Source organism: Paucibacter sp. TC2R-5, from assembly GCF_025717605.1.
Taxonomy (GTDB): domain Bacteria; phylum Pseudomonadota; class Gammaproteobacteria; order Burkholderiales; family Burkholderiaceae_C; genus Paucibacter_A; species Paucibacter_A albus.
In genome coordinates this window covers 138,213-164,008 of the sequence record NZ_JAJIRQ010000003.1, presented here as the reverse complement: position 1 = coordinate 164,008, position 25,796 = coordinate 138,213, and the positions used below count along the sequence as shown (strand labels likewise).

Annotated in this window: 24 protein-coding genes; 11 read left to right on the top strand and 13 right to left on the bottom strand. The window is 63.9% G+C overall.

Going from position 1 to position 25,796, the window contains the following annotated elements; all coding sequences use genetic code 11:
* Nucleotides 1–4: 4 nt before the first annotated feature.
* Nucleotides 5–454, top strand: coding sequence for a ribonucleotide reductase subunit alpha (locus LNV08_RS07705; RefSeq protein WP_263533116.1), 450 nt, complete (start codon nucleotides 5–7; stop codon nucleotides 452–454).
* A 184-nt stretch (nucleotides 455–638) separates the two neighbouring features.
* Nucleotides 639–2,714, top strand: coding sequence for a M13 family metallopeptidase (locus LNV08_RS07700; protein ID WP_263533115.1), 2,076 nt, complete (start codon nucleotides 639–641; stop codon nucleotides 2,712–2,714).
* On the opposite strand, the gene cobA is transcribed toward LNV08_RS07700, so the two are convergent.
* Nucleotides 2,701–3,600: a uroporphyrinogen-III C-methyltransferase gene (gene cobA, locus LNV08_RS07695; RefSeq protein WP_263533114.1), complete on the bottom strand. Its 900-nt coding sequence runs from the start codon at nucleotides 3,598–3,600 to the stop codon at nucleotides 2,701–2,703. The genes LNV08_RS07700 and cobA overlap by 14 nt on opposite strands.
* A gap of 265 nt (nucleotides 3,601–3,865) precedes the next feature.
* Here cobA and LNV08_RS07690 point away from each other — a divergent pair, with 265 nt between their 5' ends.
* Genes LNV08_RS07690 through LNV08_RS07650 form a run of 9 tightly spaced genes read left to right on the top strand, consistent with a single transcriptional unit; the run spans nucleotide 3,866 to nucleotide 12,476 of the window.
* The gene (locus tag LNV08_RS07690) at nucleotides 3,866–5,566 is read left to right on the top strand and encodes a cytochrome D1 domain-containing protein (RefSeq protein ID WP_318014113.1); all 1,701 of its coding nucleotides are present in this window, start codon (nucleotides 3,866–3,868) and stop codon (nucleotides 5,564–5,566) included.
* 59 nt (nucleotides 5,567–5,625) lie between these two features.
* Nucleotides 5,626–5,931, top strand: coding sequence for a c-type cytochrome (locus tag LNV08_RS07685; RefSeq protein ID WP_263533113.1), 306 nt, complete (start codon nucleotides 5,626–5,628; stop codon nucleotides 5,929–5,931).
* Between the two features lie 4 nt (nucleotides 5,932–5,935).
* Entirely contained in the window at nucleotides 5,936–6,274 is a 339-nt protein-coding gene (locus tag LNV08_RS07680) for a c-type cytochrome (protein WP_409993932.1), read from the top strand.
* Nucleotides 6,271–7,491 carry a cytochrome D1 domain-containing protein gene (locus LNV08_RS07675; RefSeq protein WP_263533112.1) on the top strand — a complete coding sequence of 407 codons (1,221 nt, stop codon included), beginning with the start codon at nucleotides 6,271–6,273 and terminating at the stop codon, nucleotides 7,489–7,491. Before LNV08_RS07680 ends, LNV08_RS07675 begins: the two co-directional genes overlap by 4 nt.
* A gap of 2 nt (nucleotides 7,492–7,493) precedes the next feature.
* A complete protein-coding gene (locus LNV08_RS07670) occupies nucleotides 7,494–8,522 on the top strand; it encodes an Lrp/AsnC family transcriptional regulator (protein WP_263533111.1) in 1,029 nt (342 codons plus the stop codon).
* Complete coding sequence (locus LNV08_RS07665) at nucleotides 8,515–9,042, top strand: Lrp/AsnC family transcriptional regulator (protein WP_263533110.1); 528 nt, start codon at nucleotides 8,515–8,517, stop codon at nucleotides 9,040–9,042. Before LNV08_RS07670 ends, LNV08_RS07665 begins: the two co-directional genes overlap by 8 nt.
* Nucleotides 9,023–9,502 (top strand): Lrp/AsnC family transcriptional regulator, encoded by a 480-nt coding sequence (locus LNV08_RS07660; protein ID WP_263533109.1) that lies wholly within the window; start codon nucleotides 9,023–9,025, stop codon nucleotides 9,500–9,502. Before LNV08_RS07665 ends, LNV08_RS07660 begins: the two co-directional genes overlap by 20 nt.
* An 11-nt stretch (nucleotides 9,503–9,513) precedes the next feature.
* Nucleotides 9,514–10,812, top strand: a complete 1,299-nt coding sequence (gene nirJ / locus LNV08_RS07655) for a heme d1 biosynthesis radical SAM protein NirJ (protein ID WP_263533108.1) — start codon at nucleotides 9,514–9,516, stop codon at nucleotides 10,810–10,812.
* Complete coding sequence (locus LNV08_RS07650; protein WP_263533107.1) at nucleotides 10,809–12,476, top strand: cytochrome D1 domain-containing protein; 1,668 nt, start codon at nucleotides 10,809–10,811, stop codon at nucleotides 12,474–12,476. Before nirJ ends, LNV08_RS07650 begins: the two co-directional genes overlap by 4 nt.
* Nucleotides 12,477–12,524: 48 nt before the next feature.
* Here LNV08_RS07650 and LNV08_RS07645 read toward each other — a convergent pair whose 3' ends face one another.
* The 12 genes from LNV08_RS07645 to LNV08_RS07590 all read right to left on the bottom strand — a co-directional run bounded on the left by LNV08_RS07645 (nucleotide 12,525) and on the right by LNV08_RS07590 (nucleotide 25,790).
* Entirely contained in the window at nucleotides 12,525–13,232 is a 708-nt protein-coding gene (locus LNV08_RS07645) for a Crp/Fnr family transcriptional regulator (protein ID WP_263533106.1), read from the bottom strand.
* 72 nt (nucleotides 13,233–13,304) lie between these two features.
* Complete coding sequence (locus LNV08_RS07640; RefSeq protein ID WP_263533105.1) at nucleotides 13,305–15,206, bottom strand: nitric oxide reductase activation protein NorD; 1,902 nt, start codon at nucleotides 15,204–15,206, stop codon at nucleotides 13,305–13,307.
* Nucleotides 15,207–15,225: 19 nt separating this feature from the next.
* Entirely contained in the window at nucleotides 15,226–16,215 is a 990-nt protein-coding gene (locus tag LNV08_RS07635; protein ID WP_263533104.1) for a 4Fe-4S binding protein, read from the bottom strand.
* Nucleotides 16,208–17,017, bottom strand: a complete 810-nt coding sequence (locus LNV08_RS07630; protein ID WP_263533103.1) for a CbbQ/NirQ/NorQ/GpvN family protein — start codon at nucleotides 17,015–17,017, stop codon at nucleotides 16,208–16,210. Before LNV08_RS07630 ends, LNV08_RS07635 begins: the two co-directional genes overlap by 8 nt.
* A 20-nt stretch (nucleotides 17,018–17,037) precedes the next feature.
* Nucleotides 17,038–18,462 carry a cbb3-type cytochrome c oxidase subunit I gene (locus LNV08_RS07625; protein ID WP_263533102.1) on the bottom strand — a complete coding sequence of 475 codons (1,425 nt, stop codon included), beginning with the start codon at nucleotides 18,460–18,462 and terminating at the stop codon, nucleotides 17,038–17,040.
* A gap of 9 nt (nucleotides 18,463–18,471) precedes the next feature.
* On the bottom strand, nucleotides 18,472–18,897 hold the full coding sequence (locus LNV08_RS07620) for a c-type cytochrome (protein WP_263533101.1): 426 nt from the start codon (nucleotides 18,895–18,897) through the stop codon (nucleotides 18,472–18,474).
* A 93-nt stretch (nucleotides 18,898–18,990) separates the two neighbouring features.
* Nucleotides 18,991–19,641: a nitrous oxide reductase accessory protein NosL gene (locus tag LNV08_RS07615; RefSeq protein ID WP_318014104.1), complete on the bottom strand. Its 651-nt coding sequence runs from the start codon at nucleotides 19,639–19,641 to the stop codon at nucleotides 18,991–18,993.
* 5 nt (nucleotides 19,642–19,646) lie between these two features.
* Entirely contained in the window at nucleotides 19,647–20,177 is a 531-nt protein-coding gene (locus tag LNV08_RS07610; protein ID WP_263533100.1) for a nitrous oxide reductase accessory protein NosL, read from the bottom strand.
* The gene (locus tag LNV08_RS07605) at nucleotides 20,174–20,989 is read right to left on the bottom strand and encodes an ABC transporter permease (protein ID WP_263533099.1); all 816 of its coding nucleotides are present in this window, start codon (nucleotides 20,987–20,989) and stop codon (nucleotides 20,174–20,176) included. The genes LNV08_RS07610 and LNV08_RS07605 overlap by 4 nt, the downstream gene beginning before the upstream one ends.
* 1 nt (nucleotide 20,990) lies before the next feature.
* On the bottom strand, nucleotides 20,991–21,944 hold the full coding sequence (locus tag LNV08_RS07600) for an ABC transporter ATP-binding protein (protein WP_414858698.1): 954 nt from the start codon (nucleotides 21,942–21,944) through the stop codon (nucleotides 20,991–20,993).
* Complete coding sequence (locus tag LNV08_RS07595) at nucleotides 21,913–23,166, bottom strand: nitrous oxide reductase family maturation protein NosD (RefSeq protein WP_263533097.1); 1,254 nt, start codon at nucleotides 23,164–23,166, stop codon at nucleotides 21,913–21,915. Before LNV08_RS07595 ends, LNV08_RS07600 begins: the two co-directional genes overlap by 32 nt.
* Nucleotides 23,163–25,790, bottom strand: a complete 2,628-nt coding sequence (locus tag LNV08_RS07590; protein ID WP_263533096.1) for a 4Fe-4S binding protein — start codon at nucleotides 25,788–25,790, stop codon at nucleotides 23,163–23,165. Before LNV08_RS07590 ends, LNV08_RS07595 begins: the two co-directional genes overlap by 4 nt.
* Nucleotides 25,791–25,796 lie beyond the last annotated feature (6 nt).

Sequence of the window (25,796 nt, the reverse complement as noted above, 5' to 3'; positions counted from 1 at the left end):
CGCCATGCAAATCAGCAATTTTCAAGACCTGCTCAAGGCTGCCACCATGCAAAGCGCCGCCCAGCGCCTGCTGCTGGTGTTTGCCGGCGCCACGCTGCCTGCACAGGCCTCGGCCCAGCAGCGGGCCGAGTTCGAGGCCGGCCAAGGCGGCGAACTCGCGCCGCTGATGTGCGTGGACAAGCTGCCGCAAGAGTTGAGCAGCTTCGCCGCACTGGCGGATGAAGCCGATCAGCTGCTCGGCGCCAATGGCGAGCACGGTCAGGATGGTCAGCAGCTGCAGCGCTGGCAGATCGTTTTTGTGGCCAGCTTGTCGGGCAGCCCCGGTCAGGCGCCCAGCGCCGAGCAAGCCGACAAGGCCTTGGCGGCCATGGTGGAGGCGATCAAGCAAGGGCACCTCGACGGCTTCATTCCCTTCAATCGCCAGGGCACGCCGGTCAATCTGCAGGCGCGTTGACCGACCGGGGGAAGGGCGACGCGCAAGACACACGGGAAAGCCCTGGGTGCTGACTTTCGTTATTCTGCGGGACAGCCATTAGGCTTGCATATGCAGTGCCGGCTAGAAGCCACAGACCTTGACAGGTCTTGTTGTAGTCCCGCCGGTAGAGACCTATTTCAGCCCCCTTTCTCGTATGAATGCCTTGTTCAAACTCCGCCGCCTGACCCTGTTGCTGTTGCCTTTGGCCGGTCTGAGCCATGCGGCCGACCCCAGTGGCGCGGGAAGCCCCAGCAGCATTGTTGCGAGCAGCAGCCATGCCAGCGGCAGCCTGAGCAGCGGCCTCGATCTCGCCGGCTTTGACCCCAAGGTGCGTGTGCAAGACGATTTGTTCCGCGCGGTCAACGGCGGCTGGCTCAAGGCGACGGTGATCCCGCCGGCCAAGGGCTCGCATGGCAGTTTCGAGATTCTGCGCGAGCAGTCGGACGAGCAGGTGCGCGCCATCGTCGAGGCCTTGGCCGCGAGCCCCCAGGTCGCCGGCAGCGACGAGGCCAAGATCGGCGCTTTTTACGCCAGCTTCATGGACACCGCCGCCATCGACCGTGCCGGCCTGAAAGTATTGAAACCCCTGCTGGCCGAGATTGACGCGATCAGCGATCGCCAGCAATTGGCGCAGTGGCTGGGCCGCGCTCAAGGCATGGTCAACACGCCTGTACAGCTCAGCGTCGGCCCCGACGCCAAGGAGCCGCTGCTCAACCGTGTGCGCGCGAGCCAAGGGGGTTTGGGCCTGCCCGAGCGCGACTACCTGCTGAACCAGAGCGACAAGCGCATGGCCCGCGCCCGCGCGGACTATCAAATCTATCTGCAAAGCCTGGCGCGCCTGATCGGCCTGGACCAGCCCGCCGAAGCCGCCCGCCGCGTGCTGGCGCTGGAGAAGAAAATCGCCGAGCTGCACTGGGATGCGGTGGCCAACCGTGATGTGCAAAAAACCTTCAACCCGATGACACCGGCCGAGTTAGCGGTCAAGGCGCCGGGCCTGGATTGGCCGGCATTCTTTGCCGCCGCGCAGCTGAACAGTATCGACCGGCTCTCGGTCACCCAGCCCAGCGCCATCATCGGCATTGCTCAGTTGCTCGGCGAGGCGCCGCTGGCCGACTGGCAGCTCTATGCCAAATTACACAGCGTGGACGCCTATGCGGCGGTCTTGCCCAAGGCCTTTCGGGCCGCTTCGTTTGCCTTCCATGGCCGCGCGATGACCGGCAGCAAAACGCCGCTGCCGCGCTGGATGGAAGGCTCGGCCGAGGTCAATGAGGCGCTCGGCGAGGCGGTCGGCAAGCTCTATGTCGCCCAGCATTTCACCCCCGCCCATGCGGCGCGCATGAAGAGCCTGGTCGACAATCTGATGGCGGAGTTCGGTGAGTCCATCAAGGGCTTGAGCTGGATGAGCCCGCAGACGCAAGCGGCGGCGCAAGACAAGCTGTCCAAGTACACGATCAAGATCGGCCACCCGAGCCAGTGGCGCGACTACAGCGCCTTGCAAGTGACAGCCGGTGAGGCCTTGCTGAACCGCCAGAACGCCGCGAAGTTCGCCTGGGCGCGCGAGGCGGCCAAAGCCGGCCGGCCGGTGGACCGCAGTGAATGGGGCATGACGCCGCAGACCGTCAACGCCTATTACGACGAAACCGTCAACGAGATCGTTTTCCCGGCCGCCATCCTGCAGCCGCCATTCTTCGATCTGAATGCCGATGATGCCGTCAACTATGGCGGTATCGGGGCCGTCATCGGCCATGAAATTAGCCACGGCTTTGACGATCAGGGCGCGCAGTACGACGGCGACGGCATGTTGCGCAATTGGTGGACCGAGGCCGACGCCAAAGCCTTCGACGCATTGGGCACACGCCTGGCCTCGCAGTTCGATGCCTACCAGGCCTTGCCCGGCAAGAATGTCAACGGCCGCCTGACCCTGGGCGAGAACATCGCCGACCTGTCCGGTCTGCAAATCGCCTACAAGGCCTATCTGCGCTCGCTGGGCGGCAAGCCCGCGCCGGTGTTGGCGGGCTATACCGGCGAGCAGCGCTTCTTCCTGGGTTTCTCACAGATCTGGCGCGAAAAGGTGCGCGAGCAGCAAATGCTGCAGCAGCTCAGCGCCGACCCCCATTCACCCGGCGAGTTCCGCGCCAATGCGGGCGTCGTCAACCACGATGCCTTCCACCAGGCCTTCGCCACCAAGCCGGGCGACAAGCTGCACAAGCCCGCCGGCGAGCGCATCAAGATCTGGTGACGGCTGCCTGCTGGTGCGCGTGGGCATAGGCAAGCCCTGCGGCTAACTCCGACCGCAGACTGACCACGGTGCCAATCATGATCAAGGCCGGGGCCTTGACCGCGTGCAGCAGGGCCAGGCTGGGCAAGCTCTGCAAATTGCCGCTGACGCAGCGCTGCTCGGGCAGGCTGGCGTTTTCGATCAGCGCTGCCGGCATATCGGGCGCCATGCCATGGGCGATCAGTTGCTCGCAGATGATGGGCAGGGCGCCCAAGCCCATATAGATCACCACTGTCTGGCGCGGGCGAGCCAGCATCTCCCAGTCAAGGTCCACCGTGGGCGGGGCGCCGCTGGGCTGCGTGGCTTGCGCCGCACAGAGATGCCCGGTTGCGAAGACCAGCGAACGGGCGTGGTCGCGGTGCGTCAAGGGGATGCCGGCGCAAGCGCCCGCGCCTTGCGCCGCGCTGATGCCGGGAATGGTTTGGCAGGGCACGCCGGCGGCGGCCAGGGCCTGCGCTTCCTCGCCGCCGCGCCCGAAGATATAGGGGTCGCCGCCCTTGAGGCGCAGCACCGGGCGGCCACTTTGGGCCAGCCTCAGCATCAGATCGATGATGCCTTCCTGCGGCAAAGCATGTTGCCCGCTTTGCTTGCCGACATAGATCAACTCGGCACTGGGTGGCAAGAGCCGCAAGACCTCCTTGGAGACCAGATGGTCATACAGCACCAGTTGTGCTTGGGCAATCGCGCGCGCTGCTTTGACCGTCAGCAAGTCGGGATCGCCCGGTCCGGCGCCGACCAAGGTCACTAGAGCCGGCGCCGCCGTATTCACTGTCGGCTGATGCGCCGGAGCCCTGGGCACAGCCCGGCTCAAGGGCCCGAAATACAGGGGTTCGTCCAAGATGCTCATGCGCACCGCTCCTTCAAGCGTCGACTTTCGATGAGCGCTATTTGAAAAGCTGTGGCCCGCCGCGTCCTTGAACCAGTTCAAGGACTTTTGATCCTCCGAGCGAGAGGATGCTCCTGCTCGCCACAGGAACCGCAGCCCCTCGCGAGCCCATGCACTTGAGTGCCCATGGATGCAGTGCTGCTCGGACGTTGCCCTTCGCAGCGTCCTACCGACGGAGTGAGCAATGGAAAAAAAGACACCGCAACTGTCCCGGCTTGCCGTGATCATGTTGGCTGCCCTGGCCTGGGGCAATGCGGCCCAGGCCGAGGACAAGAAAAATGTGACACCCGCTGAAATGAACTACCAGGCCGGCACCTCGCCGCTCGGTGATGTGCCCATGTACCAAAGTGCCAACCCGAAGGCGCCGGCCATGACGCAGGCGGAATTCGAGCTGGGCCGCAAGACTTACTTCGAACGCTGCGCCGGCTGCCACGGTGTGCTGCGCAAGGGCGCGACCGGCAAGCCGCTGACGCCCGACATCACGCTCGGCAAAGGCACCGATTACCTGAAGATCTTCATCGCCTACGGCTCGGCCGCAGGCATGCCGAACTGGCTGACCTCGGGAGAGATGGATGAGAAGACCGTCGACGTGATGGCCCGCTACATCCAGCAGGATGCGCCCGTGCCGCCCGAATTCGGCATGGCGCAGATCAAGCAGACCTGGAAAGTCATCGTGCCGCCGGCCGAACGGCCGACCAAGAAGATGAACAACTTCAATATCGAGAACATCTTCTCGACCACCTTGCGTGACACCGGTGAGGTGGCGTTGATCGACGGCGACACCAAGAAGATCATCAACATCGTCAAGACCGGCTATGCGGTGCACATCTCGCGCACCTCGGCTTCCGGCCGCTTCCTGTTCGTGATCGGTCGTGACGGCAAGATCAATATGATCGACCTGTGGATGCCCATCCCCGATAACGTCGCAGAAGTACGGATTGGCCTGGAAGCCCGCTCGGTGGACACCAGCAAGTACAAGGGCGGGTCAGGCGACTACAGCGACAAGCTGGTGATCGCCGGCGCCTACTGGCCGCCGCAGTACGTGATCATGCGCGGCGACACGCTGGAGCCACTGAAGATCGTCAGCACCCGCGGCATGGTGGTCGGCACCCAGGAATACCACCCCGAGCCGCGCGTGGCCTCCATCGTCGCGTCGCACTTCAAGCCCGAGTTCGTCGTCAACGTGAAGGAAACCGGCAAGACGCTGATGGTGGATTACTCCAACCTCGACGCGCTCAAGGTCACCGAAATTGGCTCGGCGCCCTTCCTGCATGACGGCGGCTGGGACTCCAGCAAGCGCTACTTCATGGTGGCAGCCAATCAAAGCAACAAGATCTCGGTCATCGACGCCAAGGAAGGCAAGCTGACCGCGCTGATCGACGTGGGCAAGATCCCGCACCCTGGGCGCGGCGCCAATTTCATCCACCCCAAGTACGGCCCGGTCTGGTCGACCGGCCATTTGGGCGATGACTCGATCTCGCTGATCGGCACCGACCCCAAGGGCCACAAAGACTCCGCCTTCAAGAAGGTGGCCGAGTTGAAGGGCCAGGGTGGCGGCGCGCTGTTCATCAAGAGCCACCCGAAGAGCAATCACATCTATTCGGATTCGCCACTGAACCCGGATCCGAAGATCTCGCAATCGGTCGCCGTCTACGACATCAAGAACCTCGACAAGGGCTACACCGTGTTGCCGATTGCCGAATGGGCGGGCATCGGCGACGACGGCGCCAAACGCGTCGTTCAACCGGAGTTCAACAAGGCCGGTGATGAGGTGTGGTTCTCGGTCTGGTCGGCCAAGAACAAGCAGAGCGCGATGGTCATCGTCGATGACAAGACGCTCAAGCTGAAGGCCGTGATCAAGGACCCGCGCCTGATCACACCGACCGGGCACTTCAATGTGCACAACACCCAGCACGACGTCTATTGAGCCAGCCCAAGGCCGCCCGGCTTGCAGCCGGTGCGGCCCCTTCCATAAAGGAGTTAGTGATGAAACAGTTGTTGATAGCCCTGGCCGCGCTGCTGAGCTTCGGCGCTCAGGCCGCCGAACTCGATGATGCGATGAACAAGGCCGGCTGCATGGCCTGCCACGCCAAGGACAAAAAAATTGTCGGCCCGTCCTTCAAGGACATCGCCGCCAAGTACAAGGGCCAGGACGTGGTGGCCAAGCTGAGCGAGAAGGTCCGCAAGGGTGGCGCCGGCACCTTTGGGCCGGTGCCGATGGCGCCAGTTGGGCCGGACAAGATCAGCGACGCCGACTTGAAGTCGGCCGTGGAGTCCATCCTCAAGAGCTGATGTGATGCGGTGGCTTGTTTGCGGTCTGATGTTGGCGACGCTTGGCGCTCAAGCGGCCGAGAGTCCAACGCTCGGTCGCCAGTCCGCACTGGTGCGTATGGTCAGGCAGGACTGCGGCAGCTGCCACGGCATGAAGCTGACCGGCGGCCTGGGGCCCGCGCTGACGCGCGAGGCCTTGGCCGACATCCCCTTGCTGACGCTCAAAGCCACCATCTATCACGGCCGGCCCGGCACGCCCATGCCGCCCTGGCGCAGCATGATTTCCGAAAGTGAAGCAGAGTGGATCGCCTCAAAACTGCTGCAGGGTTTCCCCAGCGAAACACCAAGCAAGGACAAACCATGAAGCAAGCACTGGGCTGCATGCTGCTGGCGCTGGCCGCACTGGTGGGCTGCGCCTCATCTCCACAGCCAGCGCCGCCCGCTGCGATGATCGACACGCCAGCTTGCGCCGCACTGATAGGTAGCGGCGACCTCGGCGTAGTGGTCGAGCGGGCAAAAGGTTCGCTGCAAGTCATCAACACCACGAGCCGGCAAATCCTCGGCAGCATTGATGGCTTCGGCGATCTGTCACACGCCTCCGTCGTCTACGGCCGCGATGGTGCGACGGCCTATGTCTTCGGCCGCGACGGCGCGCTGAGCAAGGTCAACTTGCTGACGCGCAAAACCGACGCACGCGTGCAGCAAAGCGGCAACTCGATTGGCGGCGCGATCTCGCAAGACGGCAGCCTGGTGGCGGCGCAGAACTACCAGCCCGGCGGCATCAAGGTCTTCGATGCCAAGACCCTGGCCTTGGTGGCCGACATTCCGGCCGAATTTGCGCCGGGCAAGCTCTCACGCGTGGTCGGCCTGGCCGACCTGCCGGGCAAGCGCTTCATCTATTCGCTGTTTGATGCGGGCGAGATATGGATCGCCGACCTCAGCCTCCCGGGCGCCCCCAAGCTCACCAAATTCAAGGACGTCGGCCGCCAGCCCTATGACGCCTTGCTCACGCCCAATGGCCGCCACTACATTGCCGGCCTGTTCGGCGAAGACGGTTTGGGCGTGATTGACCTCTGGGCGACTGAGCCCAAAGTAACGCGAATCTTGGGTGGCTACGGGCGTGGCCAGGAGCCGCTGCCGGTCTTCAAGATGCCGCATCTGCGCGGCTGGGCGGTCGCCGGTCGGTTCGCCTACCTGCCCGCCATCGGCCGCCATGAGGTCTTGGTCGTCGACACCGAAAGCTGGTCCGAGGTAGCGCGCATCCCTGTCGCCGGTCAGCCGGTGTTTGTGATCGCCCGACCCGATGGGCGCCAGGTTTGGGTCAATTTCGCCGTGCCCGACTACAACCGCGTGCAGGTCATCGACACGCAAAGCCGGCAAATCGTCAAGACGCTGGAGCCGGGCAGGGCGGTGCTGCATATGGAGTTCACGCCTCGCGGCGAGGCGGTCTGGATTTCCTCGCGCGACGACAACCGCGTCTCGGTGATCGCCACCGACAGTTTCGAGACGCAGGCTGTTCTGAGCATCGACGCCCCCAGCGGCATCTTCTTCAGCAGCCGCGCCAATCGGATGGGATTCTAAAAATGACAGTCGCCGACCATCTCATTAACGACTGGCAGCAGCGCTTTCCGCTCTGCCCCGAGCCTTTCGCTGAGCTGGGCCAGCGCTGTGGCGTCGGGCAAGAGCGTGTGCTGGCCGAGTTCAAGCGCATGCAAGAGTCCGGCAGCTTGGGCCGCATCGGCGGCATCTGGGGCAGTGGCGCCGGCGGCGCGGCCTTGCTCTGCGCTTTTGCGGTGCCGCCGCAGCGCATGGAGGCTGTCGCGGCCTTGGTCAGCGCGCACGCAGGTGTCAACCATAACTACGAACGTGAGCATGCTTATAACCTCTGGTTCGTGATCACCGGCGCCGATCCGGAGCAGGTGGCGACGGGCGTGAGCAGCCTGGAGCAGGCTTGCGGCTTGCAGGCCCTGCGCCTGCCGATGCAGCGCGCTTATCGCATCAATCTGGGTTTCGATTTGCGGCGGCCCCATGCGGCCGGCTGTGCGGCCCGTGCCGGTGGGCAAGAGAAGCTGCACGACCACGACCGCACGGTGCAAAGCGAGGACCGCACCCTGGCGGCCTTGGTAGAAGACGGCCTGCCCTTGATCGCACGCCCCTATGCCGCCTGGGCTCAGGCGCTGGGCTGCAGCGAGGCCCATATCTTCGCCAAGCTGGAGCAATGGCTGAGCCAGGGCACGCTGCGTCGTTTTGGCGCGGTGGTGCGCCATCATGAGTTGGGCTTTTCCGCCAACGCGATGTGCGTGTTTGATGTGGCAGACGAGGACGTTGACGCCCACGCGGACATCCTCAGCCGGCAGCCCGGCGTGACGCTGTGCTACCGCCGCGCCCGCGCGCCGGGCTGGCCCTACAACCTTTATTGCATGTTGCACGGACGGGAGCGCAGCGAGGTTTTGAGCTGGTTGGAAGCTGCGCGCAAGGCGGCCGATCTGGAGCAAGTTCCGCAGACGGTCTTGTTCAGCCGGCGCCGCTTCAAGCAATGCGGCGCACGCTACTTTCGCAACTTTGCCGACCTGACGTCCGGCTCAAAAGTGCAGGAGACTCTTGATGCATGACTCCAATGGCGCGAGCCAGCAGTTGGCCCGACTAGACAAGCTGGACGCGGCCCTGATCAACCGTTTGCAAGAGGATTTGCCGCTGCTGCCGCGCCCCTTTGCCGCTATCGCCGCCGAGCTGGGCTACAGCGAAGACGTGGTCATTGAGCGCCTGCAACGCCTGCTCGCGCAGGGCACCTTGACCCGCTTTGGGCCGCTGTTCCAGATCGAGCGAGCCGGGGGACTGTTTGTGCTGGCTGCCATGCAGGTGCCGGAGCAGCGCTTCGAGGCGGTGGCCATGCTGGTCAATGCCTTGCCCGAGGTCGCTCACAACTACCGGCGCGAACATGCGCTGAATATGTGGTTCGTGATCGCCGTCGAAACGCCGGCGCAGGCTGACAGCGTGTGCGCCCGAATCGAGGCGCTGACCGACTGTACGGTGCTGGCATTCCCCAAGGAGCGCGAATTTTTCGTCGGCCTGAAGTTACCGGCCCAAGCCAACTTACCCTGCGGAGCCGCCCATGGCCTTGAGTCCTCTTGAGCGGCAATTGATCGCCGCCACCCAAGCCGGCCTGCCGCTGCTGAAAAACCCCTTCGAAGCACTGGGCGCGGTGCTGGGCATCAGCGAGGCCGAGGTGCTGACCGAGCTGGCGCAGATGCAAGCCAAGGGGCTGATCCGCCGCATCGGCGCCGTGCCCAACCATTACCGACTCGGCTATTTGGCCAACGGCATGACGGTCTGGGATGTCGACGATGCGCTGGTCGACGAGTTGGGCGAACGCATCGGCTCGCTCAGCTGCGTCAGCCATTGCTACCGTCGGCCGCGCCGACTGCCCGCCTGGCGCTACAACTTGTTTGCGATGGTGCATGGCCACGCGCGCGACGAGGTCGAGCAACATGCGGCCGAAATTCGCGCCCTGCTCGGCTCGGCCTGCCGTGCCGACGAGATTTTGTACAGCAGCGCGATTCTCAAAAAGACCGGCCTGCGTCTGAAGGACTGAGAGAGAACACCATGTTGAGAATCAGCCAATACTTGCGTGAAGTGGCCGCCGCAGAACGTAGCGGCGAATACCCTCGGGCCACACGGCGAATTCAACCGGATGGTCAAGCCGGAGCCGGGGCAAGTGGCCCGGTCGTGATCTGGAACCTGACGCGCCGCTGCAACCTCACCTGCAAGCACTGCTATGCCTTGTCGGCCGACCACGACTATCCAGGTGAGCTGAGCTTTGCCGAGGTCTGCAGCGCGATGGACAACCTCAAGACCTACGGTGTGCCGGTCTTGATTCTTTCCGGCGGCGAGCCGCTGTTGCGCCCCGATCTGTTCGAGATCGCCGCGCGCGCCCAGGCCCAAGGCTTCTACACCGCACTCTCCACCAATGGCACCTTGATCGACGCGCCCATGGCCGAGCGCATTGCCGCACAGAAGTTTGATTATGTGGGCATCAGCATCGACGGCACCCGCGAAACGCATGACAAGTTCAGGCGCCTGGACGGTGCCTATGACGCGTCCTTGAATGCGATTCGCCTGCTGCACGCCCAGGGCGTCAAGACCGGCCTGCGCTACACCTTCACCGATTTGAATGACCAGGACTTCCCGGCGCTGCTGCAGTTGATGAAAGATGAGCAGGTCGACAAGTTCTATTTTTCCCACCTCAATTACGCCGGCCGCGGCAATATCCACCGCGGCCGCGACGCGCGCTTTGACGCCACCCGCGCCGGCTTGGATCTGCTGTTCGAGACCGCGTGGGCAGACGCTGTTGCCGGTAGCGAACGGGATTATGTGACCGGCAATAACGACGCGGATGCCGCCTATCTGCTGCGCTGGGTAGAGCAGCGTTGGCCGCGATGGGCGCCCGCCTTGCGCGAACGCCTGGTCGCCTGGGGCGGCAATGCCTCGGGCGTCGGGGTGGCCAATATCGACAACTTGGGCGAGGTCCATCCGGACACGATGTGGTGGCATTACCCGCTTGGCAATTTGCGCCAGCGCCCCTTCTCGGCGATCTGGAGCGACCGCAGTGACCCCTTGATGGATGGGCTCAAAACCAAACCGCGCCCGGTCAAGGGGCGCTGCGCCGAATGCGCACATTTCGCGCTGTGTGGCGGCAACACCCGGGTACGCGCCCAGCAGGTCACCGGCGACCTGTGGGCCGAAGATCCGGGCTGCTACTTGGACGACGCCGAAATCGGCCTCTCTGCCGATGCCTCGGCCCGCCTGAGTCGGGTCGAAAGCAGCGCTTTCAGCTACACAGGCAAAAACGAGGCGAAGAAGGCCGCTGTCGTCGCCCCCATCATTCCGATTCACGACCTATGAAGCTCAAAGACCTGCAAGATCTCGTCCCGCCGCTGCTGTTGGCTGCCGGTCTGTTTTGGATGGGCCTGGGTCAAGCCCGGGCCGAAGCGGCGGCGCCCGGTGCTCCGCCCGCTACTCCGCCCGTCGCGCCGCTCGCTACCCCGCCCACTGTCAAAGCGGATGCGCAGGCGTTGTTTGGCCAGCACTGCGCGAGCTGTCACGGCGCGCAGCGCCTCGGCGCCATGGGGCCTGCGCTGTTGCCGGAAAGCCTGGCCCGGCTGCGCAAGCAAGAGGCTTTGAAGGTGATTCAAAACGGCCGCCCGGCGACCCAGATGCCGGCCTTTGGCGCGCAGCTCTTGCCGGCTGAGATCGAAGCCCTGGCTGCGCTGATCTACCAGCCGCTCAAGCCCACACCGCAATGGGGCGCGGCCGATATCTTGGCCTCGCGCAGCTTTGACGCCACCAGCAAGACCTGGCCCTCGGTACCGCAATGGAAGGCGGACCCGATGAATCTCTTCGTCGTCGTCGAGGGTGGTGACCACCATATCAGCCTGCTTGATGGTGACAGCTTTGAAGTCATCCACCGCTTCCCCTCGCGCTTCGCTCTACACGGCGGCCCCAAGTTCACACCCGATGGGCGTTTTGTCTTCTTTGGCTCGCGTGACGGCTGGATCACCAAATACGACCTCTGGAATTTGAAGATCGTGGCCGAGGTGCGCGCCGGCCTGAATATGCGCAATATCGCCGTCAGCGGCGACGGTAAGCTGGTGATGGCCGCCAACTACCTGCCGCACACGCTGGCGCTGTTTGATGCCGACTTGAATCCGCTGAAGCAGTTCGCCGCCACCACGCTGGACGGCGTCCAAAGCTCACGCGTCTCGGCCGTCTATGACGCCGGCCCGCGCCGCAGCTTTGTGGTTGCGCTCAAAGACATCGCCGAAATCTGGGAGATCTCCTATGACCCCAAGGCCGCGGCGATTTACGACGGTTTGGTGCATGACTACCGCTCCAGCGAAGCCATTGCCAAGGACGGCTTTCTGAATATCCGGCGCACGCTATTGGCGCAGCCTCTGGATGACTTCTTCTTCGACCAGAGCTATGCGCATGTGCTGGGCGCCGGTCGGCCGTCCGAGGACGGCCAAGGCAAGGCTGAACTCGGCCAGGTGGTCAACCTGGATGTGCGCCGCAGCATTGCCACGCTGCCGATTCCCGGTATGCCGCATCTCGGTTCGGGCATCACCTTTGATTGGCAGGGCCGGCGCGTCTTGGCCAGCCCTAACTTGATGGATGGGCTGGTCACGGTGATCGATCTGCAGAGCTGGAAGAAGCTCAAAGACATTGCCACACCCGGCCCAGGCTTCTTCATGCGCAGCCATGCCAATAGCCGCTACGCCTGGGTGGACTCGATGATGAGCAGCACCAGCGCGAAAGACACCTTGACCATCATCGACAAACAAACCCTGGAGACCGTGGCCCAAGTCAAGGAGCCGGGCAAGACCTTGGCCCATATCGAATTCACCAAGGACGGTCGTTACGCTTTGGCAAGCGTCTGGGAAATGGACGGCGCGATCATCGTGCTAGACGGCAGCAGCTTCAAAGAGATCAAGCGTCTGCCTATGAGCAAGCCGGTCGGCAAATACAACGTCTGGAACAAGATCAACCGCGATGAAGGTACCTCCCACTGAGCAGCCGCCGAGCGACGGCATCTATTTTTTGGGCGTGCCCGCCGCACTTCAGCTTTGTTGCGCGCCGGTGTAGGCGGCCAGCAAGGCCGTGTCGAGGATGTGGATGTCACGCTTGTCCACCTCAATCAGGCCCGCCACCTCTAACTCATGCAACACGCGTGAAAAGTATTCGGGTGTCAGGCTCAGGCGCGAAGCGATGGTGGCCTTGCTGACCTGCAGTGACACCGTGACAACCTCGCCGTCGACCTGATCTTCGGCCAGCCGGTCGCGCAACAGGTAGCCGATCACACGCTGCACCCCGCTGTGCAGCGCGTAGGCCTGGACATCGTGGACCAAACCGTGCAAGCGGCGTGAAATGCCGGCCAACATGCGCAGGGCAAAGCGGCTGTCATGTTCGATCTCGGTCAGCACCGCCCGCTTGGCGACCGACAAAAGCAAGGTGTCGGTCAGCGCCTGGGCATTGATGATGTAGGGCTGCCCGGTGAACATCAGCGCCTCGGCAAAGCTTTGACCCGGGCCGACCAGCTCGATCACTTTCTCCTGGCCGCTGGGAGAAATGGCGAAGAGTTTGACCTGACCGGTGACGGTGACATGGAACTCTTCGCAGGGCTGGCCGACGCGAAACACCGGGTCGCCGCGCGTCAATCGCCGCAAGCTGCATCCTTGCGCCAGCCTTGTCAGCTCGGGCGCGCTGAGGTCGGTGAACAGGGGCAGAACGCTGAGGTAACGAGCTAGGTCAAAGGCGCGCATATCCATAGCGTTGCTCCGTTTTATGTTGGTTTTTTGGGTCAGGGGCTGCCGGGCGTCGCATCGCCGCCCGGCAGGGGCTTAAAGGCATCGTGTCAAGCGGCTGTAGATCCCGGCCAGGCGCAGCGGCAGTTCGGTCGGTCGGGCCACGCGGGCCCAGCCTTGGTGGCCGAATAGATGGGGCAGATAGTCCTGGGCCTGCTCGTCGATGCTCAGGCAAAAGGGCTGCAGGCCGGCCCGGCGGGCCTCGCGCACCGCCTCGCGGGTGTCCTCGATGCCCCAGCGGCCCTCGTAGACATCCAGGTCATTGGGCTTGCCGTCCGTCAAGAGCAGCAGCAGGCGCTGGCGTTCGGGGCGCTGTTGCAGCCGGCGGGTGGCGAGGCGAATTGCCGCACCCATACGGGTGTAGTAGCCGGGTTTGATAGCGCCGACGCGGCTTTGCACCGCGCGCCCCCAAGCCTCGTCGAAACCCTTGAGCTGATGGATGCGTACCTGGCTGCGCCGCACCGAGCTGAAGCCCAGCATGGCGAAGGGGTCGCCACAGCCCTGCAAGGCCTCGCCGAAGACATAGAGCGCGTCACGGATCACGTCGATCACCCGCTGTTCGTTGTTGGCGTAGGCGTCGGTGGACAGGGACAGATCGGCCAGCAACAAGGTCGCCAGGCTGCGTTCGCCACGCTGGTGGCGGGCCCAGACCTGCGGGTCAGGGCTGCTGCCCGCGCGCAAGCCGGCCAGATGGCGCACCCAGGCGTCCAGATCCAGCGATTCGCCTTCGCTGCAGCCGTGTTGCCACTGTGGGGCGGCGCGCAGGGTTTCGAGACGGCGGCGCAGGCGGCGCGCGGTCTGACGCAGGGCAGTGGGAGGCAGGAAGGGCGCGCCGCCCGGCCGTGCCACCAAGGTCTGCACCCGGCAATGATCGGGCAGTAGACATTGGCGCTTCCAGTCCCACTCGGGCAGCGACTCGCCCGCGCCCAGTGGCAGATCGTCGGCACTGGCGCTGGGCAGGTCGAGGTCGAATTTGATGCGTGCGGCGCTGGCCGAGCCTTGGCGCGCCAGCGTCAGCTCCTCCATATCGTCGGCGGCGGCGCGTGCCTCTTCCGGGTCCGTCTCATCGTCGCTGGCGCGGTCCAGCGGCACATGCTCGCTCCAGCTGCGCAGCGATTCGGCCTTGGAAGCCAGCAAGAGCGGTGCCCTCTGTGAGGCCGGCTTGGCGGCGCGGGTTCGGCGGCGCTTTTTTTCTTGTTCTTGCTGCTCGGGCTGAATGCTGTTAGCGCCGTTCGCGGCGTTCGCGCCGCTGCCCGCCTTCGCCTCGCGGGCTTGGCCGGCCGCCAAAGCCGAGCCTGCGGGCAGGGCTTGCAGCCAGAGCCAGACCGGGGCCAGCAGGGTGGCGTCGGCGTCAAAGTTGTCAAAGTAGCCACGGGCGAAGGCCTGTTCCGGCTCGGCCATCAACAGGGTTTGCAGGCGCGCTTCGGCCGCCTGCGCCTCGGGCGAGCGCAGCGCTCTTGCCTCGACGCGACGCTGCGCCAGATGCGCGTCCCGCAGAAGCAGCCAGCGCGGCCGCAGGCCCGGGCAGCGTTGCAGGGCCAGGCGGCAGGCGGCGAGGTTGTCGCTCGCCCAGGCGGCCGGTGCTTCGCTGGTCTCGAAGCAGGCAGCCAAGGCCGCCAGCCAGAGGTAGAGGTCACGGTTCAATTCGACTTGGGCGAACAGGGCGATACGTGGCGGCAAGGCCAGAGTCTCGGCGTCCAGGCGTGGCAGGGCGGCGCGTGTGCCGCTGCCGGCCAGGCGTTGCAGCCAGCTGCGCGGGCCACCGATGCGCATGTCAGCGGCCGGCACGATGCGCACGCCATGGCCGCCGCCGGCGGCGCGGTAGAGCAGGCCCACGGCCTGCTGCATGGCCGGCAATTCGACGGCCGCCGCCGCGCAGCTGCGATCGGCCGCCCCGTTGATGAAACGGTGCCAGCGTTCGCCTATCCACTCTTCCATAGCGCTTGACCCTGACGGTTTATTGTGGTGATTTATTGTGTTGTTGCGCTTGTTTTTGCTGTTTGAGCGTCTCGCGCAAGGCTTCCAGCCCAACCGTCCACTCCAGTTGCGGCTCTGGCAGCTGGGCCTGGCCCTGCTGGGATTCGGCGCATTGGTCGACGCAGCGGCCGCATTGCACGCAAGAAAACATCAAGCGCTTGATCTGGCGTGGCCGCAGCCGCATCGGGCAGACGCTGTCGCATGCGCTGCCTGCGGGCGCATGCTCGGTGCTGCAGGTCCGGCAGTCGCTGGCGCGCTCGCGCTTGAAGGCCACAACCAAGGCACGCGGATTGGCCATCCAGGCCAGGCTCTGGAACAGACCCACAGCGCAGCCGAAGCGGCAAAACAGATGGCGGGCAAACAGAAGCTCCAGCGTGAAGGCGCTGCCTGCAATCAGGATGAAGCGGCTTTGATTGACGGTGAGCGTGCCCTGGAGCAGGCCGCCCCAGATCGCCTGTGGCGGCAGCAGATAGGTCAGCAAGGTGATGGCCCAGAGGAAACCAAAGCTGGCGCAACTGAATGCGTAGATCGGCCACCAGCGCCGCTGCGTCTGTTCGCCCGGCCGCAGGCTGGGCTGGGCGTCCCACAGGCTGAACTTGCCGCAGGCCTTGTGCAGCAGCGCATTCAAGCCCTCAACCAGCGAGAAATGCGGGCATAGCCAGCCGCAGTAGAGCCGGCCCCAGCGCCAGGCGACGCCCAGGAACAGCGCCACCAGGGCCAGACCCGGCAGGATGCCGCGCAGAATCAGGCTGATGGCCGCTTCATTGGCACTGACTTGGCCGCGCTGCAAGGCGTCTATGCCAAGGCTCCAAGGCTGGCCCAGCACCCAGAGCTGGGTTTCGTTCAGATCGAAGCGCAGCAGGTTCAAGGCCGGAGCCAGCAGGAAGAGGGCGAAGAAGCAGCCCTGCGTCACGCGCCGCCGCCGCTGCAGTTGCCGGCTGTGGTGGTGCGCTTGCGGGGTGTCAGCCATCGCCGATCACCGCGCGCAGCACCTCATGCAGAGCGGCGCTGGTGTCGGCCTCATCGGTCAGCGCGTCGATGATGGCGGCCCGGCAAGCCGGCAGCAGGGCCAGCCCGGCCCTGTGCAGGCGGGCAGCCATCACCAGCAAACGGGTGCTGACGGTTTCCTCCAGGTCTTGGGCGGTCAGACGGCGCAGGGCCTGGGCCAGGCTCACCAACTGAGCCGCGACCGCCTCCGTGCAGCCGCTCTCGGCGGCGACGATGGCGCGCTCGATGGCGGGTGCCGGGTAGTCCAGCCCCAGGGCGACAAAGCGCTGGCGGGTGCTGGGCTTGAGCCCCTTGAGCAGGTTCTGATAGCCGGGGTTGTAGCTGATCACCAGCATGAAGCCGGGCGCCGCCTGCAGCAACTCGCCGGTGCGCTCGACGGCCAACATGCGGCGGTCATCGGCCAAGGGATGCAGGACCACGGTCGTGTCCTTGCGCGCCTCGACCACTTCGTCCAGATAGCAGATCGCCCCCTCTCTAACGGCCCGGGTCAGCGGGCCATCGAACCAGCGGGTGTCGCCTCCCTGTATCAAGTGGCGGCCGACCAGGTCGGCGGCGCTGAGGTCGTCATGGCAGCTGACCGTGATCAGCGGCCGCCCCAGGCGCGCTGCCATATGCTCGACCAAGCGCGTCTTGCCGCAGCCGGTCGGGCCCTTGATCAGCAGCGGCAGCCGGCTGGTATGGGCATGCTCGAACAGCCGGCATTCCTCGCCCTGAGCTTCGTAATAAGGCAGTTCTTGCAACTGCCTGGCGCTGTGCATTTCCATGACAAGCACGCTGACTTGGCTCAAGCCGCGCGCGGCAAGGCGCCGGCCGGCACTTCATCTTCGGCCCGGCCGGGGCCGACGAAGAAGCTGCTCAAGTAGGTCAACAGGCCCAGCAAGAACATCACGCCGCCGACCATGCGCAGCCAGTAGAAGAAGCGCAGCTGATCCTGCGTGGCCATGAAGCCCATCGCGCCCTCGGTCGGCATGCGCTGCAGCCAGACCTGCAGGATGCCGGCGCCGGTCAGCGCCAACACCATCACGCCCATGCCTATGGTCATGATCCAGAAGCTCCACATCTCCACGCTTTGGGCGCGGCGCGGGTTGGCTTCGCGGCCGCGCAGAATCGGCATTGCATAACTGATCATCGCAATGACCACCAGCACATAGGCGCCGTAGAAGGCCAGGTGGCCGTGGGCGGCGGTGATCTGGCTGCCATGGGTGTAGTAGTTGACCGGGCTCAGCGTGTGCAAAAAGCCCCAGATGCCGGCGCCCAGGAAGCCCATCACCGCGCAACCAACAGCCCACAGCAAGGCGGCCTGGTTGGGATGCTCGCGCTTGCGCCGCTGCACCATATTGAAGGCAAACAAGGTCATCATGAAAAACGGAATCGGCTCAAAGGCGCTGAACACGCTGCCCACCCACAGCCAATAGCCCGGCATGCCGATGAAGAAGAAATGGTGGCCGGTGCCCAGGATGCCGGTGACCAAGGCCATGGTGACGATCAGGTACAGCCATTTGTCGATGACCTCGCGGTCCACGCCGGTGGTCTTGATCAGCACAAAGGCCAGCAGCGCGCCCAGGATCAGCTCCCAAGTGCCTTCGACCCAGAGGTGAACAACGAACCACCAGTACATCTTGTCGCGCACCAGATTGCTGGGGTTGACGAAGCTGAACAAGAACATGACGGCCAAGCCCCACAGACCCATCAAAAGCACCAGGGTGATGGCGGTCTTGCGGCCCTTCAGCACCGTCATGCTGATGTTGAAGAGGAAGGCCAGGGCGACAACAACGATGCCCAGCTTGGTCGGCAGCGGCTGCTCCAGGAACTCGCGCCCCATGGTGGCGAGCAGATTGTTGCCGGTCATCTCGGCCAGCGTGGCGTAGGGCACCAGCAAATAGCCGAGTATGGTCAGCGCGCCGGCAGCCAGAAAGACCCAGAACAGGATCTTGGCCAGCAGCGGGCTGTAGAGCTCGGTCTCGGCCTCCTCGGGCACGAGGAAATAGGCGCTGCCCATAAAGCCCATCAAGAGCCACACAATCAAAAGATTGGTGTGCACCATGCGGGCGATATTGAAGGGAATGGCCGGGAACATCAGGTCCCCGATCAGGTATTGCAGGCCCAGGGTGATGCCGAATACGATCTGGCCGACAAACAGCGCCAGGGCGCCGATGAAGTAGAGCTTGGAGACGGCCTGGGACTGGTATTTGAGGGTGGTGGGTTTCATGTTTTCTCCTCAGCCCTCAATGTTTGGAGGCCACTTTTCGTTGTCGATGCCATTGGTCCAGCGCAGAAACTCGACCAGATCGTCGAGCTGCTGATCGTTCAGCTGGAAGTTGGGCATTTGGCGGCGACCCGGCGCACCGGTCGGCTGGGACTTGATCCAAGCCTTGATGAAATCCGGCCCACGGCGCTTGTAGACATTGCCCAACTCGGGTGCGAAATAGGCGCCTTCGCCGAGCAGGGTGTGGCAGCCGATGCAGTTGCGGGTCTCCCAGATATGCTTGCCGCGCACCACGGCCGGCGTCAGTTCGCCGGCATTGGAGCGTTTGGGGATTTTTTGCTCGGAGTCAAAGATCAGCGCGGCAAACAAGAGCACGAAGAAGAGGGTTCCTCCGTAAAAAATGTTCCGCGCCATCTGGCTGGTGAAGCCTCGGCTCATGATGGTCCTCAAGGTCTGTTGCAGATGCCGCAAGACTAGGGATTTGTCACGGGCACTTCCTTGAACCGGAATAAGGAAAACCGCTTGCGCTGCTCAAGCGCCTGCTTTTTCTCGATGTTTTTGGTGCGAGCGGGTGTCCAGCTCGCGCAGCAGTGCCGGGCTGATCTCCTTGAAGCGCAGCAGTCGGCCGCCGCGCTCGCCCGCAAAGCGCTGCGCCGACGCTGCATCGGCAAAGGCCGGCAAGTTGCCGGCGCGCATGGGCCCGAGCGCGCTGGAGCCCTGCACGTAGACGGCGGCCTCGGCCGCGATCCAGGCGCCGCTAGCCGCATCACTGACGTAGAGCGCGCCGATCTCGGCGGCCTTGCGGCCACGGCTGAAGCGACCCACATCCTGCAAATAGATGAATAGCGAGAGCGGCGAGTCGAAGAACTGCGCGTCGCCGTTGTCGGCAAAAATCACTTGCGCCGCCCAAGCCGGCGAGCGCGCCGGATGCATGCCGCAGACCGGGCAGCGCGCCTCGGCGGGCACCGGGCGCGGCGCCAGCAGGCTCAGGCCAGATTTGGCGTCGAACGGTGTCGGCGGCGCAATCAGGCAGACATCGGCCGGCGGCTCGGCCATGCTTGAAGCGCTGCGGGGTAGCAACTGCAAGGCGGCGGCCAGGGTCAGGGCCAAGGCGAGGACACCCGTCCCGCTCAGTCGGGCCAGCCGGCCCATGGCCGGTGTTGGCGGTGTGCGGCCAAGCATGGCGGCTACATCCGGCTGTCGTGCAGCGCGCCGCCGCTGAGGTCCACCATCTCGGGCTTGATCTCGGCGTAGCGCAAGACGCGGCCGCCCCATTGCTTGACGAAGGCCTGCGCATCGGCCTCTTGCGCGAAGCTGGCAATGGTCGGCCCCATCGAACCATGCCGTTTGCTGCCCAAGACATAGATGCCGGCCTTGGCGTCTATCCAATGGCCGCGCGGCTGTTCCCAATCGGCCTTGCCCATGTCCTGCACAAAAACAGCGGCGATGGCGCGCACCTGCTCGGGCCGCAAGAGGGTGTTGAACAACTCGACCGTGTCGCAGAAGAACATAGCCTCGGCCACGCCGACAAAGTGAATCTGCGCCTTCGGGCCGGGGTAGTCGGCCAAGAGCATGCCGTCAAGATCGCAGGTGGTGCGCGGGTCGATCTCGAGTGCCACCAGCGGCTTGGCCTCGTCCTGGCGGCCGCAGCCGGCGAGTGTGACGGCTGAAATTGCTGCGAGCAGCAAGAGTGAGCGACGATTGAATGTAGTCTTCATGTTTTGAATCTCCAGCGAGCCAGGGCGAGCGGCACAACAATCCAGGCCCCCATCACCAGCGCCATCAGCCAGGGCTTGGCCAAGGCAGGCGGCACGATGCTGGCCAGGCCATAGAGCCGGCGCATATCGTCGAGCGAAAAAATATTGAGGATGCGGAACACATCGGCCGGGTTGAGCAGCAGCAGATAGGCGAGCGAGTCACCGCCGAAATCACCGCTGCTGGCGACCAAGGCGCCGAGCAATAGCAGGTCAAACACCAGCACAAAGAAGAACCACAAGGCGATGGCCATGCCGGAGGCGCGGGTGCGTTCGCGGCTCAAGACCGACAGCAAGACCGCCAGGCTCAAAAAGGCCAGGCCCAAGAGCGTGCTGCTGAACATAAAGCCCAGGTAGTGGAACAGGCCGGCCCAGCCGAACTGCTGGTACAGGAGCCCGGCGACCAGCGTAAAGCCGCCCAGCGTCGACAAGGTCAGCGCAGCGGCCAGGCCCAGGTATTTGCCCAAGAGCAGCTCCAGCTTGGTGATCGGCAGGGCCAGCAGCAGGTCGAGCGAGCCGCGTTCGCGCTCGCCGACGATGGCGTCAAAGCCGAGCAGCAGCGCGATCAGCGGGATCAGATAAATCACCAGGCTGACTAGGCTGGCGATGATGAATTCGATCGAGCGCGGGCCGACTTGGCCACTGCTGGCGCCGCCGAAATAGGTGATGACCAAGGAGAAGGCGGTGAACACCAGTGCCACCGCCAAGACCCAGCGATTGCGCATGCGATCGCGGAATTCTTTCGCCGCCAGGGTCAGGATTTGACTGAGTTCCATACTATTCCCGGGCCTTGCCGAGTTCAAAGAAGAGATCCTCGAGCGAAGGCTCGGTGATCGTCAGGTCCAGCAGCCTGGCACCCAGGCCGGTGGCCACGCCCAGCACCGCCAGCTTGGCCTCGCGGGGGCAGCTGACGCTCAGGCCAAGCGGCGAACTGCTGCATGTGACGCCGCTCAGTTGGCTCAAGGCCTGGCGGGCGAACACCGCATCTACCTCACTCAGACGCAGCTCAATCTGCAGCGGCGCCTGCTGCTGCTCGCGCAGACCTTGCACGGTGCCCAGCGCCTGGATGCGGCCGGCCACCATGATGGCCAGACGGTCAACGCGCTCCTGCAACTCGGCCAGGATGTGCGAGGTGATCAGGATCGTCACGCCGCTGTCGCGCAGCTCGCGCAAGATCAGATAGAAATCGCGGATCGCCTGCGGGTCCAGGCCATTGGTCGGTTCGTCCAGAAACAAGACCTGCGGTTTGCCCAGCAAGGCCTGCGCGAAGCCGAGCCGCTGCCGCATGCCCTTGGAATATTCGCGCAAGGGCCGGCTGCCGGCATGGGCCAGGCCGACGCGTTCCAGCGTCGGTGCGCATTGTTTGAGGTCGGCACCCTTCAGCTTGGCGAAGAACTTGAGCGTCTCCAAGCCGCTGAGGTTGTCGTACAGCACCACGTTCTCGGGCAGATAGCCCAAAGATCGGCGCGTCGCACGAAAACCCTTGCCGGCGACCGAGCCGCCGTTGATCAGAATCTCTCCGCTGCTGGCCGGCGTTAGCCCCAGCATCATCTTGAACAAGGTGCTCTTGCCGGCGCCGTTATGGCCGATCAGGCCGAAGATCTCGCCGCGCTCGACGCGCAGGTCGACGCGGTCCACGGCCTGGATGGCGCCGTAGGTTTTGCTGGCGGACCGCAGCTCTATTGCGGCCCCGTCTCTTTCATCGTTGGAAATGTTTGTCACGCCATTCATACCATTGCTTGTTGGTGGGCTGCATGCGCGGGGCCGGATCGACCACCGTGGGCACACGCAAGACCGGAAATTGTTGACCGACCAGGCGCAGCGCCTGTATCGCGGGGCTGGCCATCAGCAGCTTGACGCTCGGATGGCGCCAGCTCAGCCGGTCGACCATGTCGTTAGCCTCGTAGGGTATATCGCCGACGCCGTCGCCATTGCGGTCCCAGCCGAGGTAGTTGCTCCAATGATTGCCCGTATCCTTGCCCCAAGTTTCATCGCGCGCCCCGACATAGCGGATCTGCTCGCGGTTGCCGATGAAGTCATTGCCCTCGACGATATTGCGGGTCGAGCCGGCCGACAGATGCACGCCGACATGGTTGTCCACCACCAGATTGCCCTTGAGCGTCGCGTACTCGACGTCGTAGATGAAGAAGCCGCGGTTATTGCCGGCGATCACATTGTTCTCGACCACCGAGTCCTGCAAGGTGCGCAGCATGATGCCGTGGTCGCTATTGCCCCAGGTGCGGTTGCCGCGCACGATCTGGTTGCGCACTTCCATCAGCGCCAGGCCGCCACGGTTGTAATAGCTGTCGTTGTCCTCCCACAGGTTGTAGTAGGAGTTCATATAGTGGCTGCCGTAACGGCTGTGGTGCAGCTTGTTGCCCTTGAAGATGGCGTGATGGCTAACGTCCACATAGAGCGCATCGCGGACGAAGCCGATGTTGTTGCCGGTGATGCGGGCGCCGTCGGTGTTGTAGAGCTGGATGCCGTTGCCGCGCTGCGAGCTGTTGAGTTCGCGTTTTCCCGTGATGATGTTGTGCTCGATGCGCACATCATTGGCTTTTTCTATCCACAGGCCGAACAGGTTGTAGGTCAGATCGTTGTGGCGCACCACGGCGCGGTGTGCGCCGGGGCGCAGATAGATGCCGGCGTTCTGATCCTTCAGGCTGGCGCCCGAGTCACGCACGATCAGACCCTCGATCGTCACGTCTGCCGCGGTGACACGGATCGTGTCGCCTTGGTTGACGCCGCTCAGGGTCGGGCGATTGATGCCGCGCAGCGTCAGCGCCTTGTCTATTTTGAAATTACCGGCATAGAGGCCGCGCTCGATTTCGACGATATCTCCTGGCTGCGCCCTGTCTATCGCTTGTTGCAGCGCTTCACCCGGCGCGACGCGAACGGTCGCGGCCTGCGCGCCGAGCGCCGCACCGAGCAAGAGAAGGGCCAGGAATCTCACAGCAGCAGCCCCAGCGTCTTCAGCCCCAGGAACAGCACGGCGCCGATCAAGAGGTTCTTGAAACCGACATAACTGAGCATGTCCATCACATTGGCATAACGGTAATTCGCCTGCCACCAAGGGCCGTCCTTGACATAGCGCTTGGCCGACAGTCGGATCAAGACCTCATAGACGCTCCAGCCAAACCACCAGCTCAAAATGGCGCTTTGCGACAGCCGGCCGGTGCCTGCCAGCACCCAGGCCAAGGTGGCAGCGATAGCCAGCGAGAAGCCGGCGAATTGCAGCGCCTTCTGGGTTTTCCAGTTGTCGCGACTCCAGGGCCAGAGGTGGTCAACCAGCTCTTGCCAGAGCCAGCTCAGGCCCTTGGCGCCGGACTTGTGGTTTGGGGCGACAGGATCGGTCGGCATACGGGGATCGGGACCATTAGCGACCTTGGGATTCATCGCCACCGGCTCGATCGGAATGAAGTAGCCATCACGCCCTATCGGTGTGATCAAGAGCCCATCGCGCTCGCGCCGCTTGCGCTCCTTCGCCAAAGGCGGGCAGCCCTTGGTGTCGGTGTAGAGAATCATGCAATCGAGGCAATGCAGGCATTCGCGGTGGTCGATGCGGCCGGCCGCATCGATCGCCAGCGAGCCGCAGCCGACCGCGCAGGCCTTGCAACTATTGCAGTCCTGCTTGCGCTTCAGGCCGAACCAGCGGAAGGTGCTGGGCATGGCCAAGGCTGCGCCTAGCGGGCAGATGTATTTGCAATAAGGCCGTTCGACGAAGAGTGACACGCCGAGGATCAGGCACACAAACAGACCATAGGGCCAGGCCCGGTGCGTGATGCCGACCAGGAAAGTGGTCTTGAATGGCTCGACCTCGGCCAGCATTTCGGCCAGACCCATCGAGAACATCGACACCGCCAAGAGTCCGAAGAAGATCGCGTACTTGAGCCACTTGAGGCGGTGATGCCAGGCCGTCGGCAGATGGCCTTGGAAGCGTTTCAGGCCGATCTTCTCGCCGACCTTGTAGATCGCTTCCGAGAGCGAACCGAACGGGCACATCCAGCCGCAGAACAGGCCGCGGCCGAACAGGAAGACGGTCAGGATGATGAAGATCCAGAACACAAAGATGAAGGGGTCGGTCAGGAACAAGGACCAGGTCCACTGGAACAGCAGCGAATGGAACCAGGTCAGCACCTGCGTGATCGAGGGCTGCGCCATCGCGCCGAAGCCGACAAAGCCGATGCTCAGCGCCCAGGCGCTGTACTTGAACGCATTGACCGGCCACTTGTTCTTGTGCGTGGACATCCGCGTCAGCTTTTCGCGCAAGGCGTAGACGATGGTGACCATCAACAGCAAGGCGACGAACAGGGCGATCTCGACCGCGCGCGTCTTCCACACCTGCACCCAGGGCGCAGCGGCTTCCTGCAGGTCCGGGCGGCCGCCTTGCAAGAGGCTGTCGTCGAGCCAGATCTTGGCATCGAAACTGGTGAAGCTGCGCGTGCCGGTGGCACGGTCGACACGGTTGCCGAGGAAGGCCAGCTTCCAGGGATAGGCGGCCGAGAATGATTTGCTGCGGATGATGAAGATCGCCGACTCATTGAAGCTCGGCGCACCGGCGGCTTCGAGGCCGTAGAGGTTCAGATAGTCCAAATCGCGGAAGGTGAAGCTGTCCGCACCTTGCTTGACCTGCACCCGGTCATAAAGGCCGCCGCGCACAAAGCCCGAGCCCTTGAAGGACTCGATGCCGCCGCTGCGCACGACGAAGAAGGCATGCTCGCCCGGCTTCAATTGCGCATGCAGCTTTTGCCAGCTGTGGGCGCCGAGCAGGCTGCTGCCAACATCGGGGTGATTCAGGTCACCGAACCAGAGTTCGATGAAGGGCTCGGTGCTGCGCTCCAGCCCGACCTGCTCCGGCTTGACGCGCAGCGTTTGCACGGCGCCGAGTTTGATCAATTCGGCCCAGCTAAAGACCTGAGCTTTGACCGCGTATTTGGCGGGTTCGCGCACGGTTGGCGCCAAGATGCCGACCTGGCGTGCCACCGCCTGGCCCGAGGCCAGCATGACCTGGTTCTGTGCGATCACGGTGACGGTAGCGCCCGAAATCGCGTCCAGGCCCAGCACGCCTTCATCGGGGCGTGACTGGCCGACTTCGATCTTGTCGGCGACCGACTTGCCGAGGTATTGCGCGTTGAATTTCAGCAGCGCCGATTCGGGGATGCCGAGCAGCAGAATCGGCTCGGAATGCTTGAGCACCTGGGTGCCGACGAAATGACCCGTTCGGTCCATGCCAATCAGCGTGACCACCGGCTTGCCCGAATAGGCGGGCGTGTCGGTGATGTCGGTGGACAGCATCACATAGCCGAGCAAAGCTCTCTTGCCGTCGGGCTGCGGCTCGCCGTAAGCCTCGACATAGGGCGGCGAGCCGAGCCGCTCGGAGAAGCTCTTCGCGCCGGGGAAGACGGCGGCGCAAGGCAGGATGGCGCACATGTCCTTGGCCGTGTGCAGATCCGCCGGCAACTGGGCCTCGTAAGCGCCCGCCTGTGCGCTGCTCGCGCAAAGACTGGCCAGCAAAAAAAGAAATGCGGCCAGGTAGAAATCTACCTTGGCCGCCAAGTTCCGACATTGCAATTTCATCTACTC